This is a genomic window from Salegentibacter sp. T436 (assembly GCF_001932675.1).
Taxonomy (GTDB): domain Bacteria; phylum Bacteroidota; class Bacteroidia; order Flavobacteriales; family Flavobacteriaceae; genus Salegentibacter; species Salegentibacter agarivorans.
The window spans coordinates 107254-129603 of sequence record NZ_CP012872.1 but is presented as its reverse complement, the minus strand read 5'-3'; the positions used below and the strand labels follow the sequence as shown (position 1 = coordinate 129603).

The following is a 22350-nucleotide window of genomic DNA, read 5'->3' as shown; positions in this document are numbered from 1 at the left end:
CAAGTTTGGTTTGTTTAAGGAATTGGTACAGGGTAAATCCTCATCTGTCATTAAATTAACTCAAATTATATCAGTTAGCTATTCAAAAAAATAAAAAAAAGTCAAAAATTAATGAAATTCACAAGTTCACTGTTGAAATGTATAAGTATTTCTGACCTTTATCTTTTATATTTGAGTTGAATAAGCTGGTTTTTCCAAGTATTCGCTTAAAAAACCCTACTTAAACGAAAATCCCCCCGTTGATGTTTGAAGGTAAGTATGGTAAATATTGTATTGTTGATGGCATTCTATTCGTAGATTATAAGGAGGATCTAATTTTCACTTTAAAAGTAGCAAAAAGGATTGTGCAAGAGCGAATGGGATTTCAGCATAACAAGGAATATCCCGTTTGTTGTAAGCTTTCCGGTCGGATTGATTCTCAGTCAGATGCCAGGCACTACCTTGCTCAGGAAGGTGCTCTTTTTATAAAAGCTTTAGCATTTTATGTAACCTCTCCAGTGGCGCTCCGCCTTACCGAATTCTATATTCAAACTCTAAATCACCAAATACCCATTCAAGTATTCAACGATAGAAACCAGGCAATACAATTTTTAAAACCCTACAGTCAAAGAAGAATTAATTAAAACCTACAATTATGGAACGTGTATTTAATAGGGTAAATTTACGTGGTATATACCGTATGCTTACTGAAATGGCAAAAGGTAATTTTGCTTATCAAATAAAAAGAACTCACCACAGGGATGAGCTCGAAGGGCTCAATGCTTATGTAAATCAAACGGCAGAAGAACTACGCAGGAAACGACATCAATTTTTGTTGCTTAACCGGCAAACCGAAATTATGATGATTCGTACAGCTACCTTTTTATTAGATGAAAATCTAAAGGTGGTGGATTATAGTTATACACATCCTGATAATATTGTAATTGATCCCAATACTATTATTGACAAACCATTTTATGAATTGTTAATCAAAAAATCTCAAGATAGATGGACCAAAAAAATAACGGAATTCTTAGAAGGAAATGAACAATCTTTTAATATTACCCTGGAATATCATTTTGATGAACTTTTGAAAATTGATTTACATACTGTAATCTCCAGGCTAACCGGTATGAGGGATGAAAAATATACTGTAACTTCTTACCTTATGGATACCACCGAGGATTTTTTCTCAGAACTTCCCGAGAATTCTGAAATAAAAACCTATTCAAGATGGGATCAAAAACTATTTCACGAAATCCATATCTATATTATGCACCATTTGGAAGAGCCTCCAAAAACGTTAGATCAGTTAGCAGGCCTCTTTAATACCAATAAATATAAAATAAAAAACGGTTTCAAAGAAGTTTTTGGTTGTACTCCCACTCAGTACTACAACAAGCAGCGCATTCGGAAATGTAAAATACTCATAGAAAATACAGATCTTTCCTTAACTGAAATTTCAAATAAGATGGGTTTTAGTTCCTATCCCCATTTTTCGAAGAGTTTTAAAAAGTTCACTCAATTAACTCCTAGATTCTATAAAAAAATCACTCGTAACACATAAAATATATCTGGATTTATACCGATCCGACACTCTGGGTCGTTTAGAAATATCTCTTAGCGGCTAATAGAATCTAGATTAAGTAAGCCTTAGAGGTTCTGTTCTCAAGGTCAAAATCAGTGTACTATTAAAACTGGTTATATCGGACTCCAAGCCAAGAAGCCAGGAATAAGGCGATTGTAATTAATTATTTAATTGAACCAGCTGCAAACTTTGAATAATTGGCAGGGTGATTTTCTTAAAAGATTTTGTTTTGATGTAGATTTTCTCCCCAACATTCCCATATTCACCCCATTTTATTCACCATAGGTATTTGGTAATTGGTTCATTTTCAGCAGTTATTGTCCGGGTATAGATCTTGCTTTGATCTAAAAAAATACTACAGGACTATTATGGTTTAGGTGCTAAAAGAAACTAATAGGCTGAAAGTTAAATAAAAAACAGAAACAGTATGATATCTAATGTTGATTTATCCCCCGCTCAACCAAAGGTTTTTAAAGATCAGAAGAAGACGAACTCCAAAAAGGCGTTGCATCAAAAAGCAAAGACTGTAAGAGAGAATAATACCAATACATCCGATTATAAAAAAGCAAGCTTTACAAAAAGACACCTGTTCATCATTGCAGGAACATTCTTATTATTTATAGCGGCAGCTTTATCTTTTTATTTTTTTCATGCCGATTTCCGGGAGATTAACCTAAGTAGGAGAAATACTCTCGGGGGTAGTGTACTGCTAATAATCGCAGGGCTTCTGTTGTTATTCAGGCTCGGTTTTCTAACCTACCTGGCGAGACTATTTTTTAAATACAAACCTATAAATTCAGTCCCAGATGCCCAATTACCTTTTTCTACTATAATCGTCCCAGCTTATAACGAGGGAAAACAGGTTTATGAAACCTTAAAAAGTCTTGTGAACAGTGATTTTCCTGCTGAAAAATTACAAATAATCGCTATTGATGATGGGAGTAAAGATGATACCTGGTACTGGATGAAATTGGCAAAAAAAGAACTTGGAACCCGGGTATCCATCTATCAGCAACCCCATAACCAGGGAAAGAGACATGCACTTTACCGAGGATTCAACCTGGGCACTGGCGAGGTTTTCGTAACGGTGGATAGTGATTCTATTGTAGAAACCGATACATTACGTAACCTGGTTTCACCCTTTGTAACCAATAAAAGCTGTGGCGCTGTCGCAGGGAATGTTCGTGTGTTAAACAATCAAAAAGCGATTATTCCTAGAATGCTTAATGTGAGTTTTGTTTTTAGTTTTGAATTTATTCGTTCCGCCCAAAGCGTACTGGGTTCGGTATTGTGTACCCCTGGAGCCTTAGCAGCATACCGTGCCACTGCAGTAAAAAACTGTCTGCCTCAATGGATTAACCAAACCTTTATGGGTAAACCTACCGATATTGGAGAAGACCGTGCCATGACCAATATGATCTTATCACAGGGTTTCCACGTTTTATTCCAGCGGAATGCGTATGTGCTTACCAATATCCCTGAAAAATTCAGCAGTTTACATAAAATGTTTACACGTTGGGAAAGAAGTAACGTGCGTGAAAACCTGATGATGTCTAAATTTGCATTTAAAACCTTTAGAACAGGTTCAAAATCCGGTCCACGTTTGCTATTATTAAACCAGTGGATGAGTATGCTTACAACCTATCCTGCTATTATAATTATGTTTATTCTGCTTATAGCGCATCCGGTTCTTTTTCTTACTTCAACACTATTGAGTATCCTTATATTCTCTAGTCTACCGGCATTTTTCTATGCTAAAAAATATAATATAGCTGAATCTTTCTGGATCTACTCCTATAGTATTTTCTATACGTTTGGCTTGTTCTGGATTACACCTTACGCTATGGCAACTGCCAGTAAAAGAGGTTGGTTGACCCGTGAATTACCGCAAAAGAAATAAAGGAGGCCTAACTTTAATTTGTTAGGAATTAAGAAGCTGTTTGAAAACGCATAATCTCATCTCACCTGAAATTTCGGGCTTCGAGAAAAGGTTTTGAATTTTCAAACAGCTTTTTCTTTTTGAAACCTTATGAAGGGAGCTTCAACTTAAGGCAAAAGCTTGAGAATATTTCCAGAGAAAAGAATCGGTTTCTCTGTCATTTAAAATGATAAAGCCAGTCCAAGCCCTTGCTGATTTCCTATGAATTTAAAGGTGACCGGTACTAAAGGATTAGGTTGTGATGAATTTACCTGATTAATTCTTTCTGCGGCCTGATGCGCCTGATTATTGGCTCTGATAGAAATGGGTATGGCCACACCAATAAAAGCTGCTCCAACTCCTGCTAAAACCCAGGGGGCATCTCCGCCAGCCACCGCTGCACCTATTGGAATTCCTACAAAACTCCCGCCTATACTTCCCAGGATAGTGGAAATGGTATTGTTTTTTCGTGCTTTCTTAATTAAACGTGTGGCCTGTTCATCGGCGATCATAAGTTTTTGCATTCCTTTAAAATCCAGGGTCTTATTGTTCATGGTAAACTTATAACCCAGAAAAACTTTTTCAGCTTCAATCTCCTGGGCGGAAACTGAAGTTATTCCTATAAGTAAGAAAACTAATAAACTAAGTATTTTCATTTTGCAGTATTTAGATTGATTAATTTTTAGAGTGATTTTTCTGTGAGTTTATTTGAATCGTTTTTTTAGTAGTTCAATATCTTTTTTATATACCTCGTTTAAATATTCATTATAGCCATCATTCCTTTTATAGCTGTAATATTTCTGCGCTAAATCTGCATGTATTTCAGCGTTTTTTATATCTTGTTTTTCCAGGTATATATTTGCTAATCCTAAGTGTGCTTCAACCGTATATTTTGATTGCTCAAGGGCTTTTTGATAAAAAGCGATAGCCTCAGCCGGTTTATTCATTTTATATTCACAAATTCCTGCATACACGTATGCCTGTATATCTACCCAATCTGTCCCTTGAGTTTCTATACTTTTTTCGAAATAAGCTTTTGCCTTTTCATAATCTTTTAAGCCGAAATACGATTCTCCCCTCAAAAAATTAATGTCTTCACCCCAGGGCGCATCAACAAAATTAGGGGTTAAGGAGTCCAGCCGAGTGAAATCTTTTAACGCACCATTAAAATCTCTTAAAAACCGAAGTTTCATATAACCTCGGTAACCCAGGTGTACCTTTGGGTTTAGGTCTACAGCCTGGTCTAGCAGTTCAAATCCTTTTTTATATTCACCTCTTTTATTAAACGCTACAGACTGCTCAAAGTAGATCTCATCATTTTCCGGATCCTGGAATTTTAAAATCTCGAATAGATTTTGGGATAGAAAACTTCCCTGTAAATCAGCGGCGATATTATAGCGTTTCTCCGCCGGGGAAAACAACAGGAAATAAATAATTATCACAGAATAAAGTGTAAGCAGGGAGGCGACAACCAATTTGAGAATTTTAAAAAATCTTTTCATCCGCTTAAAATATATCTAAGATCTTATTATTCCTGATTTTGAAATTTAAAACATAATAACTATCGAAGACCCTATTTTCTTCCGGAGAGTTCCAGTGCTGTAGTAATAATACCGCAGATTTTATTTTTTTAATATTTTCGCTATTAACTTTTATTTCTTTTAAATCTAAATCAGTTGATTTATAGCGAAACCTGCCTGTATCCCCATTACAATTCACGATAAAACGAGCTGTTATTAAGCCCGGATTATTAAAATCCAAGCTTTCCAGCCTACTGAGAATTTCTTGTTTTATTGCTTTTTTACCTCCATTATAATCGGTATCCAGGTTGTAATACTGAAATATTCTATCCTCATTGCAAACCTGAAAATCACCATCCTGCTGTTCATTTACGGAAAGATCTCCAACTCGCTTACCTGAAAGATAAAACAGCCAGCCGGTTAGCATAAATGAGACTACTAAACTTGTGAATAAGAAAAGGTTGGTTTTATTCTTCAATAGTAAAGTTTAAAGTATATTATGAAAAATGACATACAGAAGATAGTATTGAACGGGACAAATTATAATTGAAGCTTAGCCGGAAATTGATGCTCTTAATTATGAGTAAAATGATAAAATGCTTTTCCAAATAAATAGCCCATCTGTAAAACTATAAGAGAAAGGATGCACCCTGCTGTGATCAAGCATAGAATCTTAGTTCTTTTATCCGATTTTTTGAGCCTGGCAACAAGAGCCTGGGTAGTATTTTTCATAAGATGATTTCATGTTATAGCTTATTAGTAGAATATTTCAGAATTTGTTACAGTTTTGATTGGCGGGTGTTATGTTTCTGCTGATAGAAAGCATCTGTTAAGTTAAATTGCTGAATTTGATTATTTTAGTGTTTATAATAATTCGTGGAAGTAATTCAGAGATGTTAGCAGAAATTATAAAATCGATTAGAAAATTCACCGACTTAAGCGAACAGGAAATTTCTGAGTTTACCGAAATATCCAAAATTGAAAACTTCGATCCAAAATCTCATTTTATAAGAGCAGGTCAAATTCCCGCTAAATTTGGTATTGTAGTTATCGGCTTGTTCCGTTATGTTTATATTTCGCAAGAGGGCAAAGAATTTACAAAAGTCTTTATGCCTGAAGGGAGTTTTATTAGTTCCTATTCGGCAATGATCTCAAAAACAACTTCTCATTTCTTTATTGAAGCCCTGGAAGAATCAGAGGTTTTAGTCATTTCTTATAATAACTGGCAAAAATTAAAAGCACAAAATCCCAGGTGGAATTTACTGCTGGTTAAATTATTAGAGAAAGGATATTCGGTAAAAGAAAAGCGGGAACGGGAATTTCTGTTACTGGATGCTGAAAGTAGATACCGCATATTTCTGGAAGAATACCCAGACCTGGAAAAAAGGGTAAAACAACATATGATCGCCTCTTATTTGGGTATCACGCCCATTGCCTTAAGCCGAATTAGAAAAAATATGGGCGCATAAACCTATGTTAATGTAATCGTTTTTTTTGCGGTATACCTTTACTCGATAATCGAGATTTAAATACTCCGAGGTTTGCCTCGAAAATTAAACAATGTTCTTAATGAATGTTTCGTGAGCTTGCTTCGAGGTAGTTTACAAATACTAAACATCCGGGGTATGAAAAAATTAATTCCACCATTTCTTTTTCTAATTTGTATCATCCTTATGGTCTTGATTAGAAATGTAATCGTAATTGAGAAAATTATTCCACAGCCTTATAATTACCTTGGGATCATCTTACTCCTGCTGGGAATAGTTATGACTATAAAAGTTAGAAAACTATTCAATAAAATAGAAACCGAAATCCACACCTTCAAGAAACCACGAAAACTGGTTACAACGGACTTTTTAAATTCAGCAGAAATCCAATTTATCTAGGTTTTTTAATAAGTTTACTTGGAGTTTGGGTCTTATTGGGAACATTGATCCCAATCCTTGTCTGTGTACTTTTTATTTTGGTCACAAATTACTGGTACATTTCATTTGAAGAAAAAGAAATGGAAAAGCAATTTGGTGCAGAATATAGAGCATATAAATCCAAAGTAAATCGGTGGATATAATCAGCCGGAACTCCGTTAAATCACCAGTAAGTCAATTATTCTAAAATGAAAAATCATCAATACGAACTAAGCGTGGAATGGACCGGGAACCAAGGTAAGGGAACGCTGAATTACAGGTCTTACAGTCGTGATCATAGTATTTCAGCTGAAGGAAAATATGCTGAAATTATGGGTTCGGCAGATCCGGCTTTCCTGGGCGATAAAACCAAATATAATCCCGAAGATTTATTTTTATCTTCAATAGCGGCCTGTCATATGCTTTGGTTTTTACATCTATGTTCCAGTCACAAAATTATAGTAATAGCCTATTTGGATAATGCCACGGGTGTAATGGAAGAAGCTCCTAATGGAAGCGGAAAGTTTACCAAAGTCATGCTAAATCCTCAAGTGAAAGTAGCAAAAGAAAGTATGATTCAAAAGGCAAATGAGTTGCACCAGGAAGCAGGTAAAATGTGTTTTATTGCCAATTCCTGTAATTTTGATATTGAATATAACCCCACCACCACCATAAATTAAAAGCAACTAAACCTTAAACAGAATTAACTCCAACTATTTTAAGTGTGAAATACACAATTAAAATAGTTTTATTAAATTGGTGAAAAATTAAAACCTGATTAAAATGCGAAATTTTTTTGTTGGTATAGTAAAAGTTTTTGGAGTTTTCAGTCTTCTTTTAATACCGTTTTCCTGTGGTTCTTCAAAAACCGGAATGGAGGAAACAAAAAGCTTGCAATTTGATAATCCCTTAGCCGAACAAAGAGCAGATCCGTTTGTGACTAAGACCGAAGATGGCAACTATTATTTTATAGCAACCGTTCCGGAATATGATCGAATTGAAATTCGTAAATCAAAAACTATCAATGGCATAAAGGAAGCCGAGCCCGTAATAATATGGCGTAAACATGATAAAGGAGTAATGGGGAATCATATCTGGGCTCCAGAACTGCACCGAATAGACGGAAAATGGTACGTGTATTTCGCAGCCGGTTCAGCAGAAGAAAAATGGAAAATTAGAATGTATGCATTGTCTAATCCTTCCGCCGATCCTACCAAAGGGGAATGGAAAGAGGAAGGCCAGGTGGTTAGTAATCGGGACGATTTTTCCCTGGATGCGACTACCTTTGAATTAGACGATCAACGCTATATGATCTGGACTGATAGGGCTTCAGATACCATAATGAATACCGGCCTGTATATTGCTGAAATGACCAGTCCAACCACTTTGGCAGATAACCAAGTGGTGATTTCACAACCTACGCACGACTGGGAAAATCAGGGGCACAGGGTAAATGAAGCTCCTGCGGTACTCGTGCGCCACGGAAAAGTATTTGTAACATTTTCTGCCAGTGCTACCGATGCCAATTATTCCATAGGATTAATGTGGGCCGATACCGATGCCGATCTTCTTGATCCCACTTCCTGGCATAAATTACCAGAACCGGTATTTTACAGTAATCCCGCTCTGAAGCGTTTTGGTCCGGGCCATAATAGCTTTACCAAAGCTGAAGATGGAGAAACCGATATAATGATTTATCACGCCCGTAATTATAAAGAAATTGATGGCGAACCTCTTTATGACCCAAATAGGCACACCAGGGCAAGAGTACTGAAGTGGAAAGAAGGGATGCCATTTTTTGGACAGGAGTTAAGTGATAAAGAAATGAGTATGAAAAATCTTAAATAGAATGAAGGATTTAGAAAATTATAATCTGGGATATTTTTAAAGGTCGTAAAACAACCAATAATTTTATAACTTAAACCTGTTTTTCCTTGAAAATAATAGCAATTAGTAGAATAAATTTTAGGTTATGAAAACAACACCCAAACACAACGAGCGAATGGCAAAAATGACTTTTGCTTCGGTATATCCACATTATCTTACCAAGGCGGAGAAGAAAGGACGGACAGAAGAAGAACTTGAAAAGGTGATTGAGTGGTTAACAGGTTTTGATAAAAAAAAGCAGAAGGAACTCATTGAAGAAAAAGTAAATTTCGAAACTTTTTTTGAGCGCGCAAATTTAAATGGGAATGCGCACCTCATTACCGGGGTGATTTGTGGTTACCGCGTAGAGGAAATCGATAATCCCCTAACTCAAAAAGTAAGGTATTTAGACAAGTTGGTAGACGAACTTGCAAAGGCTAAACCTATGGAGAAAATTTTGAGAAGTGATTAAGACATTTTTTACCACCTGGTATATAATAATTCAGTTAGGTAAGTGTTGTATTAATACTGCCAGTTACTCGTACGTTTGTAATTCATTAAGGTTCTTTTATTTTCTTTGGAGAAAAAGGCAGTGGGAATAGGAGATATAGCTGTTACTAGGTTGTCCTTGAGATATACCGTAAAAAAGACATATACCTATTCCCATTCGTTTCTCAGAATCTGGGCAGTACTTAGGGAGCTTTTATGCATCCCGCGTAAAGACGAGAATAGATCATAAGAAGGTTCCTGCCTCATTAAATCCTAGTATTATGAAAACAGTACAATTTTGTGGGGGAATTGATGTATCAAAAGATTCCCTTGAATGTTCCTATGGTTTGTATACCGAATTCGGTGAATTACAATTTTCTAAGGTGCAGAAGTTTACGAATGACATTAAAGGTTTTAAAAACTGCTGGAATGGTTGAAGAAGAAAAAAGATCCTGCAGAAATTTTTTTTGTGATGGAAGCCACTGGGGTCTATTATGAGAATTTGGCTTATTGGCTTCAGGAGAGGGATTTATACTTGTCGGTAGTACTTCCCAACAAAGTAAACTACTTTGCCAAGAGCCATAACATAAAGACAAAGACCGATAGTGTAGATGCTAAGCTTTTGTGCAGGATGGGCTTGGAAAGGAAATTAAATCATTGGGAAATTCCCTCGCTTCATATGAGAACTTTAAAGATTCTAACAAGAGATTACCGTAGCCTTAAAGCTAAACTTACCATGACCAAAAACCAATTACATGCGAAGGATAATTCCCATAAATGTCCCCCCACAGTTGCTAAGAGACTAAAACAACAAATCCAATTACTGGAAAAGCAGATTGCACAGGTGGAATCTGAGATCAAGCTAGTTGTTAAAAAAGATAGCATTCTGGACGAACGGATCAGAAAGATGGAGACCATACCAGGAGTAGGGTTTATGACCATCGCTTGTATTTTGGGCGAGACAAATGCTTTTGCACTCGTACGCAATTCCAAACAATTGGTAAGCTACTGTGGGTTTGATATCCAGCATCGGCAATCGGGTCTACATGCCGGAAAGACAACTATAAGCAAGAAGGGGAATAGTTTTATAAGATCAGCCCTATATATGCCTGCATTATCTTCCCTACAGCATAATCCAAGTCTAAAGATATTTTATGAACGTCTATCGGAGAGCAAAGGCATTAAGAAGATTGCGGTAACTGCAGTAGCAAGGAATCTACTAGTACTTATTTATACGATTTGGAAGAATGGATCAGAGTATAATCCAGATTATTCATTTTCACATTAGAAATAATGATTTTGGTGTTATGCTTGTTGTTGGACTGGAAACAACTCCAATTTAGAGTTGTTCCATTTCAACAATGCCACGTAATCCATGTAAAAAAATAACAAATAGTTTGTTTTTTATCGCAGTACCTTTTTTGTAAAACGGTTTTAGTCACCCATTTCCTAATATTTTAAAAATAACTAACTATGTCTGAGTGCTTCAAAGATTGATTTTAATTTCAACGGGCACCAGGCCTTATTCCTACTCAAAATCTTTGTAATTTTGATCCTGCTAACTAACAATTCAATCTAAAATTTCTTCAAAATTACCCTGCTGCGAAGAATGATAAATAAATTTTAACTATGTCGTGGTACGTTTTATTTACCAAACCCAGGATGGAAAAAAGAGTAGCCAAGGGTTTGCAACAAATGGGGGTTGAGGTCTATTGCCCTTTTATCACAGAGATAAAACAATGGAGCGATAGAAAGAAGAAAATTAAAACGCCTCTCTTTAAATCTTATGTTTTTATAAAAATGGAGGAAAAGAATCGCAACGGGGTTTTTGAGGTCCCCGGTGTGATTCGGTATTTATTTTGGTTAGGCAAACCGGCTATTGTAAGAGACAAAGAGATTAAAGTAATACGCGAATGGCTGGAAGAAGATAAAGTTGATGACGCTAAAGTAGAGCATCTAAATGAAGGAGATAAAATAACCATTAAAAACGGTGCCTTTAAACAACAGGAAGCTATTATTCGTGATATAGGAAAAAGAAAAATGCGCCTTGTACTTCCGCATCTTGGGTTCACGGTAGAAGTTAAAATCAAAGAGGTGCTTTAGATAAAAAATTAGAAATAGTTACATCTCATTATTTTAATTTATACAGGCTTCTTTCGAAATTTCGCTGATTTTTATGAACTCCTTACTGCTTAAAGGTAATTGATTCATTGATCTTTACCCAAATAAAACTTTAAGGAATACTTTTTAGGCTTAATAGACAACTTTCAGAGTAAACAAAAAACTCTTTATATTTATATTACCCAAAAATTTCTAGAGCCCTACCCGATAGATTTCACCTGGAATTCAAATATTATGCAGGAAGAATCTGAATATGCAACTATGTGGGTAAGTGAAGGAATTCTTTTTTTCACATTTAAGCCATTAGCTGAACTTGATCTGAAGGAAGCGCAAATAATTGTTGCCAGTAGATTAAAGTTTCAGAATAAAACTCCCTATCCTGTTTTATGTAACATTTATAACCTTAAGACTGTAAGTGAAGAGGCCGCAGATTACCTTGCCACGGAAGGGATTACCTTAGTCCCTGCCATAGCATTACTATGCAATTCCTATTATCACCGTGTACTGGCGGAAGTATTTATAAAACTTCATAACCTGGCAAAGCCTATTCAAATTTTCAGTAACAAACAAGAAGCGCTGGATTATCTTCAAAAGTTTATATAATAAATCCTTTTAAAATGCTCACACCACATCAGATATACGATCACAGGTTTATGCAATTAGTAAAGGCTTTGCTTAAAATGGCTTCGGGTAATTTTTTATACAGAATTCCTATTTCAGACGCTAGAGACTGGAAAGATACCCTTGGTATGTTAATCAACAAAACGAATATTCGTCTAAACACTATGTTTAATGAAATCAAGAAAATCCAGGTTTTTACACACCCCAAAATAATTCTCTTAATAAATTCAAAGAGAGAATTGCTGACGCATACCGATGATAACTATCAACTTATCTCCAAGGAGTTAATGCCAAAAACACTACACGACTTGTTATCCCTAAAAGGAAAGAAAATATTTTCAAAACAATGGAATAAATGGGATAAGGAAACCTTAAGCTGTTGCGATATGGGAATTCTGGATATAAAGGGAGAGAGTGATTTATTAGTCCCATTACATATTCAGGTTTTACAAAGCAGCGCTTTACTTGAGGATTCCTGGTATTATATTTTGGGTTTCGATCCTCAACAACCGGTTCCTCCCATAGCCGCACCGGAACAAGATACTTTACAAACTTTTTCCGGTAAAAAGGCTAAAAATAATTCTAAAACTATTGGTGATTTTTTATTGGCACAACGGGTTCATGATGTACTTCTTAAACTCCAAACCTCTTCCATCCCTTCTTTAGAGGTTATTGCAAGTGAGGCCGGAGGTAGTATAAGCTCTATACAGAAAGCTTTTAAAGATCGATACGGGAAACCGGTATTAAAATATGATATGGAAAAGCGTCTTGAGGCCAGTACTTTTTTACTTAAGCAAAGCGATATGGAAATAAAGGATGTAGCTAAAAATTATGGCTTTAAAACAAGTTCTCATTACTGCAACCGCTTTCGCAAAAAATATGGAATAACACCAATGCAGTTCCGAAAGCAGTCTTTTTTCAATAAGCACAAGTAGTCAAGAACAGGAAATACCTTCCCGGAACATTTCATGGTTCCTCTGGAATATGATTATTGCAGACCTTTATACTCATAGAAAAAGAAAAAACTATTCTGGATTTTTAAACTCAATATTTAGGTTGAATTAAAAAAGAAGAGAATAATTATAAAAATATTATTGCGCGATGATGCAGGTGAGGCCGAATACCTGTTTTACAACGGCATGTTTATTAACAATTAAATTTAAATATTATGAAATACTTAAAAGTAATTTTACCGATGCTGGCAATTATTTTTGCCATAGGATTGACCTTTGCTACGGTAGACCCAGAACCAAAGCCGGAATTATCAGAAAGTGATAATTATGCGACCATGTATGTTAATATTGGAAACAACTGGCATGAAATTGAAGTAGAGTGCGGGAATGGTGATGAAGAATGTCTGGTGATTTTCACTGAAGACCCTTCTGGCACGCCTTATCAGGTATATAATTCTCCAAATACAAATGATGAAGCATTTGGAACCTTGAATATTAAACGAGTGGAGGGCCCTGTTCCTTCAAATTGATTTTTTTTATTGAAAGAAAAGTGTACAGCTTAGGTTGCCTAAAGCTGTACACTTTTTATTTTTTAGAAGTTTATAACTCAGCAGGGGAAACCATCTTAAATACCAATGGTTCCACATTTAGATATTCTGAGGCTGTTTGCTGGATGTCTTCAGGATCAATTGATTGTACATATTCCTTCTTTTTATCGAGTTCCAACCAATGTCTATCATAATTTTCATACTCATACATTTTATTTAAAGTGTTCCCATACGTTTCCTCTTCTTGAAAATAGACATTTTTTAATTTTTCCAGAAAAGAACTTTCTATAGAAGTTGTTTTTAGTTCATCTACCACTTTTTTAGCGTTTTCGGTTAACCTACCTACATCTTTAGGATAAGCACTAAAATGAATAAATGTTTCATGATAATTTCTCCTATCAGCAAAATTCATACCTGCTATAATCTGATAAGTACCTCCTTTCTCGGACTCAAACCTTAAGCTTTTATACAATAATTCTGATAAACTACGTCGTAAAAGTTCTATTTTGATTCGCTCTTTCCAATTCACTCCCATACTTTTAATTTTCTTTGGGTAAATTATTCTTACTAAAGGTAATTCCAAAGGTGTCCTGGTATAAAAGATGTTTGATTTTGCCTCCGTAGGGATGGTTGTTTTATCTGAATTTGGATAACACTTTTTAATATTTTCATTTTTTAGAGGAAGATTACCAAAATACTTTCGGAACAAGTCTAATATCTCATTTTCCTTAAAGTCTCCCGTAACCAAAAAAGTAAAATCGTTAGCGTTTTTAAATAGTTCACCATATATTTTTTCTGCTCTTTCTAAATCAGTTTGATCAATTCCCTGTACTAATTCGCTGCCTTGGGGAACAAACTCAACGTAGGGTAACTCTTTTCTGATAGCTGAAAGAAAATTTTCATGGGTTAGGTTTTTATAAGCACTAAGAAATTTTGTTTTTGTTTTCCAGTCTTCAAAAGCTACTTTATTAAAGTGGGGCTGATTAAAATATAAATAAACTAATTGTAACGCAGTTTCCAGGTTTTCTATTGAAACTGACCCTTTTATACCTGACTGGTTAGATTCAATATAAGGACTTACATATCCTTTAAATTTGTTTTTTTCTAAATAGTTTCTTAGTTCAAATTTATCCAATGTTCCTATTCCTGTATTTTCAAGTATTGCTGTTGCATTAAATGCAGAAAAAAGATCTTTTTTTGGATAACAATTTATACCTCTTAAAGTGTAACCATGAAATCTAACGGTACTGGAAATATATTTTGAATTTTCTGATTTTTTCAAAGGTTTTAAGATTATGGAAAGTCCATTTTTCAACTGATATTTTTTTGCTCCCGGTATTTTAATATCCAGTTCTTTAACAGCAGATTTATTTAAACTTGCAATTTCAGCAGAATCTATCAAAACTTTACTTTTCTTATATACTGCGAAAGGTTTTGCATGAGAAGTATCTGCGTGGGAAAGCCATCTTCGGATAGTTTTTTCGGAATGTTTAAGGAAGAGATCTCCAGAATATGCGGCTATGCTAATGTCTTCAGGTTGTCTTTTAATGATATCTTGAATCTTGGAATGAAATCTTGCCCGGGTAAGCTTTTTTAAAAATTCGATTTGCCTTGAAATTTTACTTGACGGTAGTGCATTTCCATAAACAAAATGTTTGACAATTTCATTCTTCCAGTAGTGAACTTGTAATGTGTCGGTGTTTTTTAATGATAAAAGCAAATCATTTTTACGCTCTTCGAATTCCTCTGGTGAAAAACCATACTTTTCAATGTTATTTAGTTCAGTAATAGGTTGTTGTAAAATTTCCTTATTTAAACCATTTTCCGTTACTATATCTAATTTGAGTGCGAAGGGTGGATTTAAAAAACTGGACCGAATAGTATGGAAGGTATTATAATCGCTTAACTTTTGCTGAAACCTTCTATTTAATAGTTCTACAAATAAATTCTTTATTATCTCATCTTTTAGCTGTCGTTGATCCGTTAATCCTCTTTGGTGTTGTTGTCGGAAGTATAAGCTTGTTCTAACGGTATTGCTCTGTGTCTCGTTAGCGTTTCTTTTAATTGATTTCCGAATGAATTGTGGGTCCCTTTGAAGATAAATTGATTTGTTAGATTCAGGATCAATGGACAAGTCTGAATTGGATTTTTTCGAAAATTGCTTCTGTATCTTAAGTTCCAGTTTTGCTGCATTTGGTATATCACCAACTACAACAAGAGCCATCAATTCAGGATGGTACCATTTTTTATAAAAATCGATGATAGCCTCAGGTTTAAAGGTTTTTATATGGGTTATAAAATCGCTTGGGACAGGTTGCCCCCATCCGGTTACCTCTCTTTGTAAATAATGTGATAATTGACCAAGATTGTAATCATTACCATTTGCTTCATCCAGGATGGTTAAACGTTCTAAACCAATATTTTTTTCGGTTATTTCCAGGTTCCATATTATATCCTTATAAAAACTCAGGGTCAAGTCTATTGCTTTACTATTTTTACTCGAGGTATTAACATAATAATCTGTATTATCCAATTTAGTGATACCATTAAACTGTTCCAGTAGGATACCTGCCTCATCCAATAGTTTTCCGCTTTTTTTGAAGGAAATATTCTTACCGGCAACAAATCCTAAATGCTCTAAAAGATGAGCAAACTGATATTCACCGGAAACTTCCTGCCTAAGCCCTGCTTTTACAATCAGTCTCAAGTGGATTTCCGAAGAACCATTCTCAATAGGTTTTATATAATAAGATAGACCATTCTCCAGTTTTCCGTAGGTAATAGAAGTATCTACTAGGGTATCGGAACTTAATATTTGGGCATTGGAAGTACTTAAAAGTAAGCAATAGATAATGCCAATAAAAACTTTATGACAAAAGGAATATTCCATATTTTTTTTATTTAGTAACCTGAATTTTGATCAATATTTGGGTTTTTTATCATTTCCTCTTCCGGGATGGGATATAACACATCGGTATTTTCCCATAGGGGTTTAATTGGGGAGAGGATTTCATTGGCTTGGTTGATACGTTTTAAATCGAACCATCGATGTCCCCATTCGGCAAATAATTCATGCCTTCTTTCTTCAATAATTAAATTCAGAAGTTGGTCTTGAGTAATTTCCGGGAAATTGGTTTCAACTGGATTCAGGTTTGCTCGTTGTCTTAATTTATTAAGATCTTCAATTGCTTCTTCTAATTTATTTTGGTGGGCTCTAGCTTCTGATCTAATAAGGTATTGTTCGGCCAATCGTAAAACCATAGAATACTCCAAAGCCTCACCCGCTGCATTTTTAATCTTATATTTAAATGGGAAATCATAATGATTAGTTTCTGTATCAAAACCTCCAGTCCAGTTATTTTTTCTATAGTCATTCTCACTAAATGAAGCCATTAAATCTTCTGTGAGAGCAACTGTTTCTAGGTTGTCGACCAAAATAAAAAAATCACCTTCTCGAGTATTGGCTCGTACAGATCCACCTTCTAAGGGGGAGATTTGCCAAATGGCTTCTTTGCTATTAGCCAGAAAAACTTCATTGAGATCCACAAGGTTATAAGTGTCACTTGCAGCTATAACTTCAGAGCTCAATTCCTCTGCCAATTCCCAATTTTCTAAATATAGGTGTACCCTAGCCAACAAAGCAATAACAGTAAATTTATTAGCTCGAAAACGCTCTCCATTTTCGTATGTACTATCCAAGCGATCTGTCGATTGCTCTAGATCTTCAACGATTTGAGCATATACATCTTCTATGCTACTTCGATATATTTTTGCGTTTATTTGGTAATCTGTAGTTAGAACTAAAGGAACTTCTCCAAATAAGTTAACAAGATAGAAGTAGGTGAAAGCACGAATAAACTGGGTTTCGCCAATTAATTGAGTTCTAACATCAGGGGAGATTCGTTCATTGTTTTCTAAACCTTGCAATACTGCATTGGTCATGTAAATAATATTATATGCGCTGGACCAAAGGCGTAAATTATGATTGTTATTAATAAAAATCTCATTTTCTTCAAATTCCAGAAGAGTAGCGGTGGATACTGTAGCTCGAAGATTGTCTGCTGACAATTCGGAAAGTACTGTTACTGAGTTTTGTGAGCCACCTGAGAAATCTGCACTGTATAACTGGTTGTAAATACCTTTGACTGCACTAATAGCTGTTTCATCTTTGGCAAAGACAGTTTGGCTAGTTATTCGGTCATTTGGTACATCTACTTCAACAAAGTCATCACAAGAAAGTTGTACCCCAAGTAGTATTAATATTAAAAAGCTTTTATATTTCATAATTCAAATTTTAAAGGTTTACCCGGAGACCGGCTGTAATCGTTCTTAATGGCGGAACAGCTTGACCACCCTGTGGATCTAAGCCGATATAATCAGTAATAGTAAAAAGGTTCTGTCCCTGAAGAAAAAGGTTAAAACTTTGAAAGGCTAAACTGTTTGTAATAGCAGATGGCAAATTATAACTAATAGAAAGAGTTTTTAACCTTAAAAAAGATGCATCACCGATCACCAGATCACTTTCAACCGCATCCAGATAGGAAAAAAGAGAAGGTATACCCTGTGATAATTTTTGAACATGGGGATCATCTCCTTCTTGTCGCCAGGAGTCAAGGATTTCTATTGAATTATTGCCATACCGACCTGGTGCATTGGTCATTTGCGATAAGTATGTGTGGCTGCTTTGATTTATATATTCCAATAGGAAATCGATCTCGAAATTCTTTAATTTCAGATTATTTTGAAGGCCTCCATAAAATTTCCGACCAATACGTTTGATAACTGTTTTATCATTAAAATTTAAACGTCCATCATTATTGATATCAGCAATTTGATAGCGCCCAGTTTCTGGATTAATACCATCAAATTGATAGAGTATGGCTATATCCAATGGTTCTCCAATTTTATAGGTTTGTCGGTAAGGTGTTAGTTCTAAATCATTAAACTTTACCAATTTGTTTTTGGGCACGGTAAAATTCACTGAAGAATTCCAGGTGAAATCCGACTGTTGAAAATTAATGGTATTCAAAGCTATTTCCCAACCGGTATTTTGAATAGTAGCCGGTAGATTTGCCTGGACAGAGCTAAATCCAGTTGTATAAGGAAGTGGATACCCCGTTAATTGGTTAGTGGATCGGTTCCGATACCAATTAACCTCTAAATTTAACCGGTCTTCCAAAAATCCTAATTGTAAAGCAAGTTCTAGTTTTTTATTAATTTCCCAGGAAAAATCTGGATTTAAAAGTTGTGTAGGGTACAACCCTCCAGGTCCCGAAGTAGTTTCATAGGTATCCATATATCCGTAATCAGGAATTTGATCACTTCCTGTAGTGCCGTAACTTCCTCTAAATTTTCCAAAACTTAAAAAAGATAAATTTTTCTGAATGAAAGCTTCATCTGAAAAGATCCAAGCAGTACCTATTGCTCCGAAATTTGCAAACCGATTATTTGTACCAAATCTTGAAGATCCGTCCCTTCTTCCTGTAAAATTGAGATAATACTTTTTATTCCAATTCAATGCAAGTCGTCCAAATAATGCACTGTAGCGGTAATCAATATGTTCATTAGAATTTACACGAATTTCATCTGCAGTACTTAAATTTCCAACTAAATGATCATCCCCATATCCATTTCCTTCCAAAAAAATATAGCTACTTTGGTCTTGTTGCAGTGTTCCTCCGACAAGAATATTTAAATCTAATTTGCCTAAACGCTTATTATATTGAAGTTGGGGTTCGATAATCCAGGAACTCCTTTTTGTATTGGAATGATATGAGCTAAGGCTAATCCGATCCCAGCTATCTGGGTTGTAAGAATTAAGTAAATTTCTTGTTGTTTCTTCATTTTTTAATGTAGAATATCCCAGGTTAGTTTTTAATTTAAGGCCTTCGAATAATTTGTAACTTAAACTTAAACTTGAAAGCAGGTTTTCGGTTTTGATCTGCTGTGGTCGATATAAGCTTGCCAGTGGATTTGTCCAGCTTCCATCCGCCCAGTTCAAACTTCCGTTTTCATTATATAATGCCGGTGCATTTGGAGGTAAGGTAATGGCTAAACGAACAAAATTGGTCCCATAGAACAGTTCATTGTGGTCCACACCGTAATTTGCCGAGAAATCTATAGAAAGTCTTTGGTCTTTCGAGTTATGATGTAAATTAAAGTTGGAAGTTACCTTGTCATATCCAAAATTACCCGGAAATACATCATCCTTATTTTGATAGGATCCCCCCAATAGAAATGATGTGTTTTCGCTCCCCCCGGAAAGGGACATATTTACATTGCTGATAGCTGCTGTTTCGCCCATTAATACTTCCTGCCAGTCTGTAGAACGATCCTGATCCCATAATGTTAAATCGGGAGCATTTATTTCGCTGGGTGTTACCCCGTCATTTTCAAAAGCTTCCCTTCTAACAGATAAATATTGATCAGTATTCATAACCTCCATACGGTTAGAGACATTTGAAACCCCGGAATAAAAGCTAGCTTCAAAAGAAGTATGTTCTTTATTCAGATTCCTAGTTTTTGTAGTAATCAAAACTACCCCGTTGGCACCGCGTGATCCATAAATAGCAGTGGCATCAGCGTCCTTTAAAACCTCAATACTTTCAATATTTGCTAAATTCAATGTATTAAGAGGATCAATACCTGAACCACTGCTAAAAGGACCAGTACTGTTTATTGGACTGGAGTTAACAGGAACTCCATCGATAATAAATAGGGGATAATCTCCTTCCAGCCTCAAACTGTTCCTGCCCCTAATGCGAATTGAAGTAGCTAATCCAGCAATACCACTGGGTTGTTCTATTTCTACCCCGGGAATTCTCCCCTGGAGTGCAGCTAAAGGACTTTCTACGGGTTGCATTTCTATATCTTCGCCAGATACCCTCGAGATACTACCCGTTCTTTCTCTGTCTGTAGTGTTATAATACCCAGCATTAATTTGTACTTCCCCCAGTGCGGCAATGTCTTCTTCTAATTGAATATTTAATTCTTCGTTGTTATCTACTGGGATTTCTACAGTTTTATAACCAATAAAAGAAAAAACCAGAGTACCATTTGCAGGAGCTGTAATATTATATTCCCCGTCTAGGTTGGTTACGGTACCTCGGTTGGTATTTTTTATTGTAATTGTTACTCCTGGAATAGGAAGCCCATTTTGATCTTCCACTTTACCTGTCACCTCTTGCTGTAGCAAGGGTAGAGGAGTAGGGGTTGCTGCAGTTGCAACCATTGACAGGAACATTAGTATCCCACCAAGAATAATTAGCGCCACCCATTTAAGGCGCGAGTAATTATTTTTCATAATTTTACGTGTGTTTTGAATGAAACATTGTTTTATTTAAGCCTAAACCTTCCCCTACCGACGGCAATCTTCGGGGGAAGGATTTTTGGCTTAACACCTTTAAATAAGGCTAATTCACTTTTTCTTTACATTGTGCAATTTTTTTTAGTTTTCTGCCGAAACCTTCGCCTTGAACGGAAGGACGAGTGCATCTAGTTTTTTCAAGAATAGTTAAAGGCTTATTAATTTGCTAAGTTCTTCAGAGGTTGGTATTTTGGTGCTTCAGATTTGTTGGAAACCATGAACAAAATAACTTAGATAGGATTTCTTGGTTTAACTGAAAATAGCCGTTCGGCGGCCGATGGACCGTTGAATAGGGAATCGCCACAATGGGTGGCGGAAATGAGTATTGTGTAAAATAAGAAACCCGTTTTCATATTGATTAGTTGAAAACGAGTCTCGCCAGTATATATAGAACCAAATACTATAGCGGGCCCTATCAACCGTACCGCAAGGTTCCGACGCCTATCAGAAACGGGATTACGATAGAGCCCTTAGTGCTATAGCGGTACGAAGGTACACAAAATATCACCTCGGGCATTAACCTACCGTCTCGTTCTGATTACAAATTGTCGGAATTTGCGGTCGAGACTCTTTGTTAACACCTGTCTTACCGAATTTATTTATGATATAATCTGTTATATATCACAGATAAACTTGATGTTATTACACAATATTAGTTATAAAGTTTCAATAAACCAAATAAATATCACATAAATTCTAATAATTATCATAACTTATGTGATATTTCATTGAGTATCAATATCCTGGTGCCATCTTAGACTGAATTTAAGAAATCATACTACATGGCCAAAAAAGCAGATAAATCAGACAAAAAAAACTCAGCGAAGTCTGAAAAAAGAGTAAACCCGCATACTATGCGCGAAGCTTTAAGAAACCTTAAGTCACGTTTTACTACGGGAGATGTACGTTCAATGAAAGAAATTTCAAGTGCATACTCTACTGGAATGCCATTTGCATTAGGTATGAGTTACGAAACAATGGTGGATCGCTTTAATGATCCAAGGAAGTTAACCCTGGAAAATATTCTTAATACTGCTGACATTACCAGTACGGATTATGAGATAGTACTCAAAGTGGCCATACGTGAAGCTAAACATAAACATACCAAAAGGGATATTTCCAAACTTCTGCCCAAGGAAGGGGAAACTGCTGAATAGCAGAGGGATCCCAGCTAGATCGCGGTCGTATCGCGTTCTAGCTCCTCTAGCTAGTTCCGCAATCGTAACACTAAATTTAGTAGCTTTGTCCTGTATGCAGAAACTATAAGTTCATCAATCCGTTTTTTAGGAAGCCTAATATGAATGTTCCGCATTACAGGATTGAACTAACCGGTTCTGTACTGGTTAGATATGTATAAGAATTAGGTTATTTTTGGAAGGTTAAATTTAGGGAGTAGAATTTTAAAGGATCTTTAGCTGGCTTTTAACTTTATTTATTGAAGGGAATACTTTTTCTGGCAATCTACAGATCAATCCAC

Annotated in this window: 21 protein-coding genes; 15 read left to right on the top strand and 6 right to left on the bottom strand. The window is 35.6% G+C overall.

Annotation, left to right across the window (positions count from 1 at the left end; genetic code table 11):
- The first annotated feature begins 242 nt into the window (after nt 1-242).
- The 3 genes from AO058_RS00505 (at nt 243) to AO058_RS00495 (ending at nt 3467) form a co-directional block, all read left to right on the top strand.
- Nucleotides 243-623: a DUF7793 family protein gene (locus tag AO058_RS00505; protein WP_075324740.1), complete on the top strand. Its 381-nt coding sequence runs from the start codon at nt 243-245 to the stop codon at nt 621-623.
- A gap of 11 nt (nt 624-634) precedes the next feature.
- A complete protein-coding gene (locus AO058_RS00500) occupies nt 635-1546 on the top strand; it encodes a helix-turn-helix domain-containing protein (RefSeq protein WP_075324739.1) in 912 nt (303 codons plus the stop codon).
- 448 nt (nt 1547-1994) lie between these two features.
- Nucleotides 1995-3467, top strand: coding sequence for a glycosyltransferase family 2 protein (locus AO058_RS00495; RefSeq protein ID WP_083634106.1), 1473 nt, complete (start codon nt 1995-1997; stop codon nt 3465-3467).
- A 200-nt stretch (nt 3468-3667) separates the two neighbouring features.
- Here the strand turns inward: AO058_RS00495 and AO058_RS00490 are convergent, their stop codons facing one another.
- The 3 genes from AO058_RS00490 to AO058_RS00480 are packed head-to-tail and all read right to left on the bottom strand — an operon-like array spanning nt 3668 to nt 5483.
- Nucleotides 3668-4141 (bottom strand): hypothetical protein, encoded by a 474-nt coding sequence (locus AO058_RS00490; RefSeq protein WP_075324737.1) that lies wholly within the window; start codon nt 4139-4141, stop codon nt 3668-3670.
- 48 nt (nt 4142-4189) lie between these two features.
- On the bottom strand, nt 4190-4987 hold the full coding sequence (locus AO058_RS00485) for a tetratricopeptide repeat protein (RefSeq protein WP_075324736.1): 798 nt from the start codon (nt 4985-4987) through the stop codon (nt 4190-4192).
- Between the two features lie 4 nt (nt 4988-4991).
- The gene (locus tag AO058_RS00480; protein WP_156858123.1) at nt 4992-5483 is read right to left on the bottom strand and encodes a hypothetical protein; all 492 of its coding nucleotides are present in this window, start codon (nt 5481-5483) and stop codon (nt 4992-4994) included.
- 415 nt (nt 5484-5898) lie between these two features.
- Here AO058_RS00480 and AO058_RS00475 point away from each other — a divergent pair, with 415 nt between their 5' ends.
- The 11 genes from AO058_RS00475 (at nt 5899) to AO058_RS00430 (ending at nt 13489) form a co-directional block, all read left to right on the top strand.
- Nucleotides 5899-6474, top strand: a complete 576-nt coding sequence (locus AO058_RS00475) for a Crp/Fnr family transcriptional regulator (protein WP_075324734.1) — start codon at nt 5899-5901, stop codon at nt 6472-6474.
- 156 nt (nt 6475-6630) lie between these two features.
- Complete coding sequence (locus AO058_RS18195; RefSeq protein WP_083634105.1) at nt 6631-6891, top strand: hypothetical protein; 261 nt, start codon at nt 6631-6633, stop codon at nt 6889-6891.
- The gene (locus AO058_RS18900; protein WP_442974493.1) at nt 6882-7073 is read left to right on the top strand and encodes a methyltransferase family protein; all 192 of its coding nucleotides are present in this window, start codon (nt 6882-6884) and stop codon (nt 7071-7073) included. Before AO058_RS18195 ends, AO058_RS18900 begins: the two co-directional genes overlap by 10 nt.
- A gap of 45 nt (nt 7074-7118) precedes the next feature.
- Nucleotides 7119-7589 (top strand): OsmC family protein, encoded by a 471-nt coding sequence (locus tag AO058_RS00465; protein ID WP_075324733.1) that lies wholly within the window; start codon nt 7119-7121, stop codon nt 7587-7589.
- Nucleotides 7590-7692: 103 nt separating this feature from the next.
- The gene (locus tag AO058_RS00460; protein WP_075324732.1) at nt 7693-8757 is read left to right on the top strand and encodes a glycoside hydrolase family 43 protein; all 1065 of its coding nucleotides are present in this window, start codon (nt 7693-7695) and stop codon (nt 8755-8757) included.
- A 124-nt stretch (nt 8758-8881) separates the two neighbouring features.
- On the top strand, nt 8882-9247 hold the full coding sequence (locus AO058_RS00455) for a DUF2200 domain-containing protein (protein WP_075324731.1): 366 nt from the start codon (nt 8882-8884) through the stop codon (nt 9245-9247).
- A gap of 450 nt (nt 9248-9697) precedes the next feature.
- Nucleotides 9698-10552 (top strand): IS110 family transposase, encoded by an 855-nt coding sequence (locus AO058_RS00450; protein WP_075324730.1) that lies wholly within the window; start codon nt 9698-9700, stop codon nt 10550-10552.
- 341 nt (nt 10553-10893) lie between these two features.
- Nucleotides 10894-11367, top strand: coding sequence for a transcription termination/antitermination protein NusG (gene nusG / locus AO058_RS00445; RefSeq protein ID WP_075324729.1), 474 nt, complete (start codon nt 10894-10896; stop codon nt 11365-11367).
- 252 nt (nt 11368-11619) lie between these two features.
- Complete coding sequence (locus tag AO058_RS00440) at nt 11620-11988, top strand: DUF7793 family protein (RefSeq protein WP_075324728.1); 369 nt, start codon at nt 11620-11622, stop codon at nt 11986-11988.
- Nucleotides 11989-12002: 14 nt separating this feature from the next.
- Nucleotides 12003-12941, top strand: coding sequence for a helix-turn-helix transcriptional regulator (locus AO058_RS00435; RefSeq protein ID WP_075324727.1), 939 nt, complete (start codon nt 12003-12005; stop codon nt 12939-12941).
- Between the two features lie 233 nt (nt 12942-13174).
- Complete coding sequence (locus AO058_RS00430; protein ID WP_075324726.1) at nt 13175-13489, top strand: DUF6520 family protein; 315 nt, start codon at nt 13175-13177, stop codon at nt 13487-13489.
- A 70-nt stretch (nt 13490-13559) separates the two neighbouring features.
- Here AO058_RS00430 and AO058_RS00425 read toward each other — a convergent pair whose 3' ends face one another.
- The 3 genes from AO058_RS00425 to AO058_RS00415 are packed head-to-tail and all read right to left on the bottom strand — an operon-like array spanning nt 13560 to nt 20810.
- Nucleotides 13560-16397, bottom strand: a complete 2838-nt coding sequence (locus tag AO058_RS00425; RefSeq protein ID WP_075324725.1) for a M16 family metallopeptidase — start codon at nt 16395-16397, stop codon at nt 13560-13562.
- Between the two features lie 11 nt (nt 16398-16408).
- Nucleotides 16409-17791 carry a RagB/SusD family nutrient uptake outer membrane protein gene (locus tag AO058_RS00420; protein ID WP_075324724.1) on the bottom strand — a complete coding sequence of 461 codons (1383 nt, stop codon included), beginning with the start codon at nt 17789-17791 and terminating at the stop codon, nt 16409-16411.
- Between the two features lie 10 nt (nt 17792-17801).
- Entirely contained in the window at nt 17802-20810 is a 3009-nt protein-coding gene (locus AO058_RS00415; RefSeq protein ID WP_075324723.1) for a SusC/RagA family TonB-linked outer membrane protein, read from the bottom strand.
- Nucleotides 20811-21727: 917 nt separating this feature from the next.
- Here AO058_RS00415 and AO058_RS00410 point away from each other — a divergent pair.
- Entirely contained in the window at nt 21728-22030 is a 303-nt protein-coding gene (locus AO058_RS00410) for a hypothetical protein (RefSeq protein WP_156858121.1), read from the top strand.
- The last annotated feature ends 320 nt before the right edge of the window (nt 22031-22350 follow it).

Excerpts from the sequence above, each read along its gene's own strand:
- AO058_RS00465 (WP_075324733.1), top strand. The coding sequence starts at position 7,119 with ATGAAAAATCATCAATACGAACTAAGCGTGGAATGGACCGGGAACCAA.
- AO058_RS00485 (WP_075324736.1), bottom strand. The coding sequence starts at position 4,987 with ATGAAAAGATTTTTTAAAATTCTCAAATTGGTTGTCGCCTCCCTGCTT.
- AO058_RS00440 (WP_075324728.1), top strand. The coding sequence starts at position 11,620 with ATGCAGGAAGAATCTGAATATGCAACTATGTGGGTAAGTGAAGGAATT.
- AO058_RS00455 (WP_075324731.1), top strand. The coding sequence starts at position 8,882 with ATGAAAACAACACCCAAACACAACGAGCGAATGGCAAAAATGACTTTT.
- AO058_RS18195 (WP_083634105.1), top strand. The coding sequence starts at position 6,631 with ATGAAAAAATTAATTCCACCATTTCTTTTTCTAATTTGTATCATCCTT.
- AO058_RS00430 (WP_075324726.1), top strand. The coding sequence starts at position 13,175 with ATGAAATACTTAAAAGTAATTTTACCGATGCTGGCAATTATTTTTGCC.
- AO058_RS00500 (WP_075324739.1), top strand. The coding sequence starts at position 635 with ATGGAACGTGTATTTAATAGGGTAAATTTACGTGGTATATACCGTATG.
- AO058_RS00505 (WP_075324740.1), top strand. The coding sequence starts at position 243 with ATGTTTGAAGGTAAGTATGGTAAATATTGTATTGTTGATGGCATTCTA.
- AO058_RS00415 (WP_075324723.1), bottom strand. The coding sequence starts at position 20,810 with ATGAAAAATAATTACTCGCGCCTTAAATGGGTGGCGCTAATTATTCTT.
- AO058_RS00460 (WP_075324732.1), top strand. The coding sequence starts at position 7,693 with ATGCGAAATTTTTTTGTTGGTATAGTAAAAGTTTTTGGAGTTTTCAGT.
- nusG (WP_075324729.1), top strand. The coding sequence starts at position 10,894 with ATGTCGTGGTACGTTTTATTTACCAAACCCAGGATGGAAAAAAGAGTA.
- AO058_RS00420 (WP_075324724.1), bottom strand. The coding sequence starts at position 17,791 with ATGAAATATAAAAGCTTTTTAATATTAATACTACTTGGGGTACAACTT.
- AO058_RS00425 (WP_075324725.1), bottom strand. The coding sequence starts at position 16,397 with ATGGAATATTCCTTTTGTCATAAAGTTTTTATTGGCATTATCTATTGC.
- AO058_RS00410 (WP_156858121.1), top strand. The coding sequence starts at position 21,728 with ATGCGCGAAGCTTTAAGAAACCTTAAGTCACGTTTTACTACGGGAGAT.
- AO058_RS00490 (WP_075324737.1), bottom strand. The coding sequence starts at position 4,141 with ATGAAAATACTTAGTTTATTAGTTTTCTTACTTATAGGAATAACTTCA.
- AO058_RS00495 (WP_083634106.1), top strand. The coding sequence starts at position 1,995 with ATGATATCTAATGTTGATTTATCCCCCGCTCAACCAAAGGTTTTTAAA.
- AO058_RS00435 (WP_075324727.1), top strand. The coding sequence starts at position 12,003 with ATGCTCACACCACATCAGATATACGATCACAGGTTTATGCAATTAGTA.
- AO058_RS00475 (WP_075324734.1), top strand. The coding sequence starts at position 5,899 with ATGTTAGCAGAAATTATAAAATCGATTAGAAAATTCACCGACTTAAGC.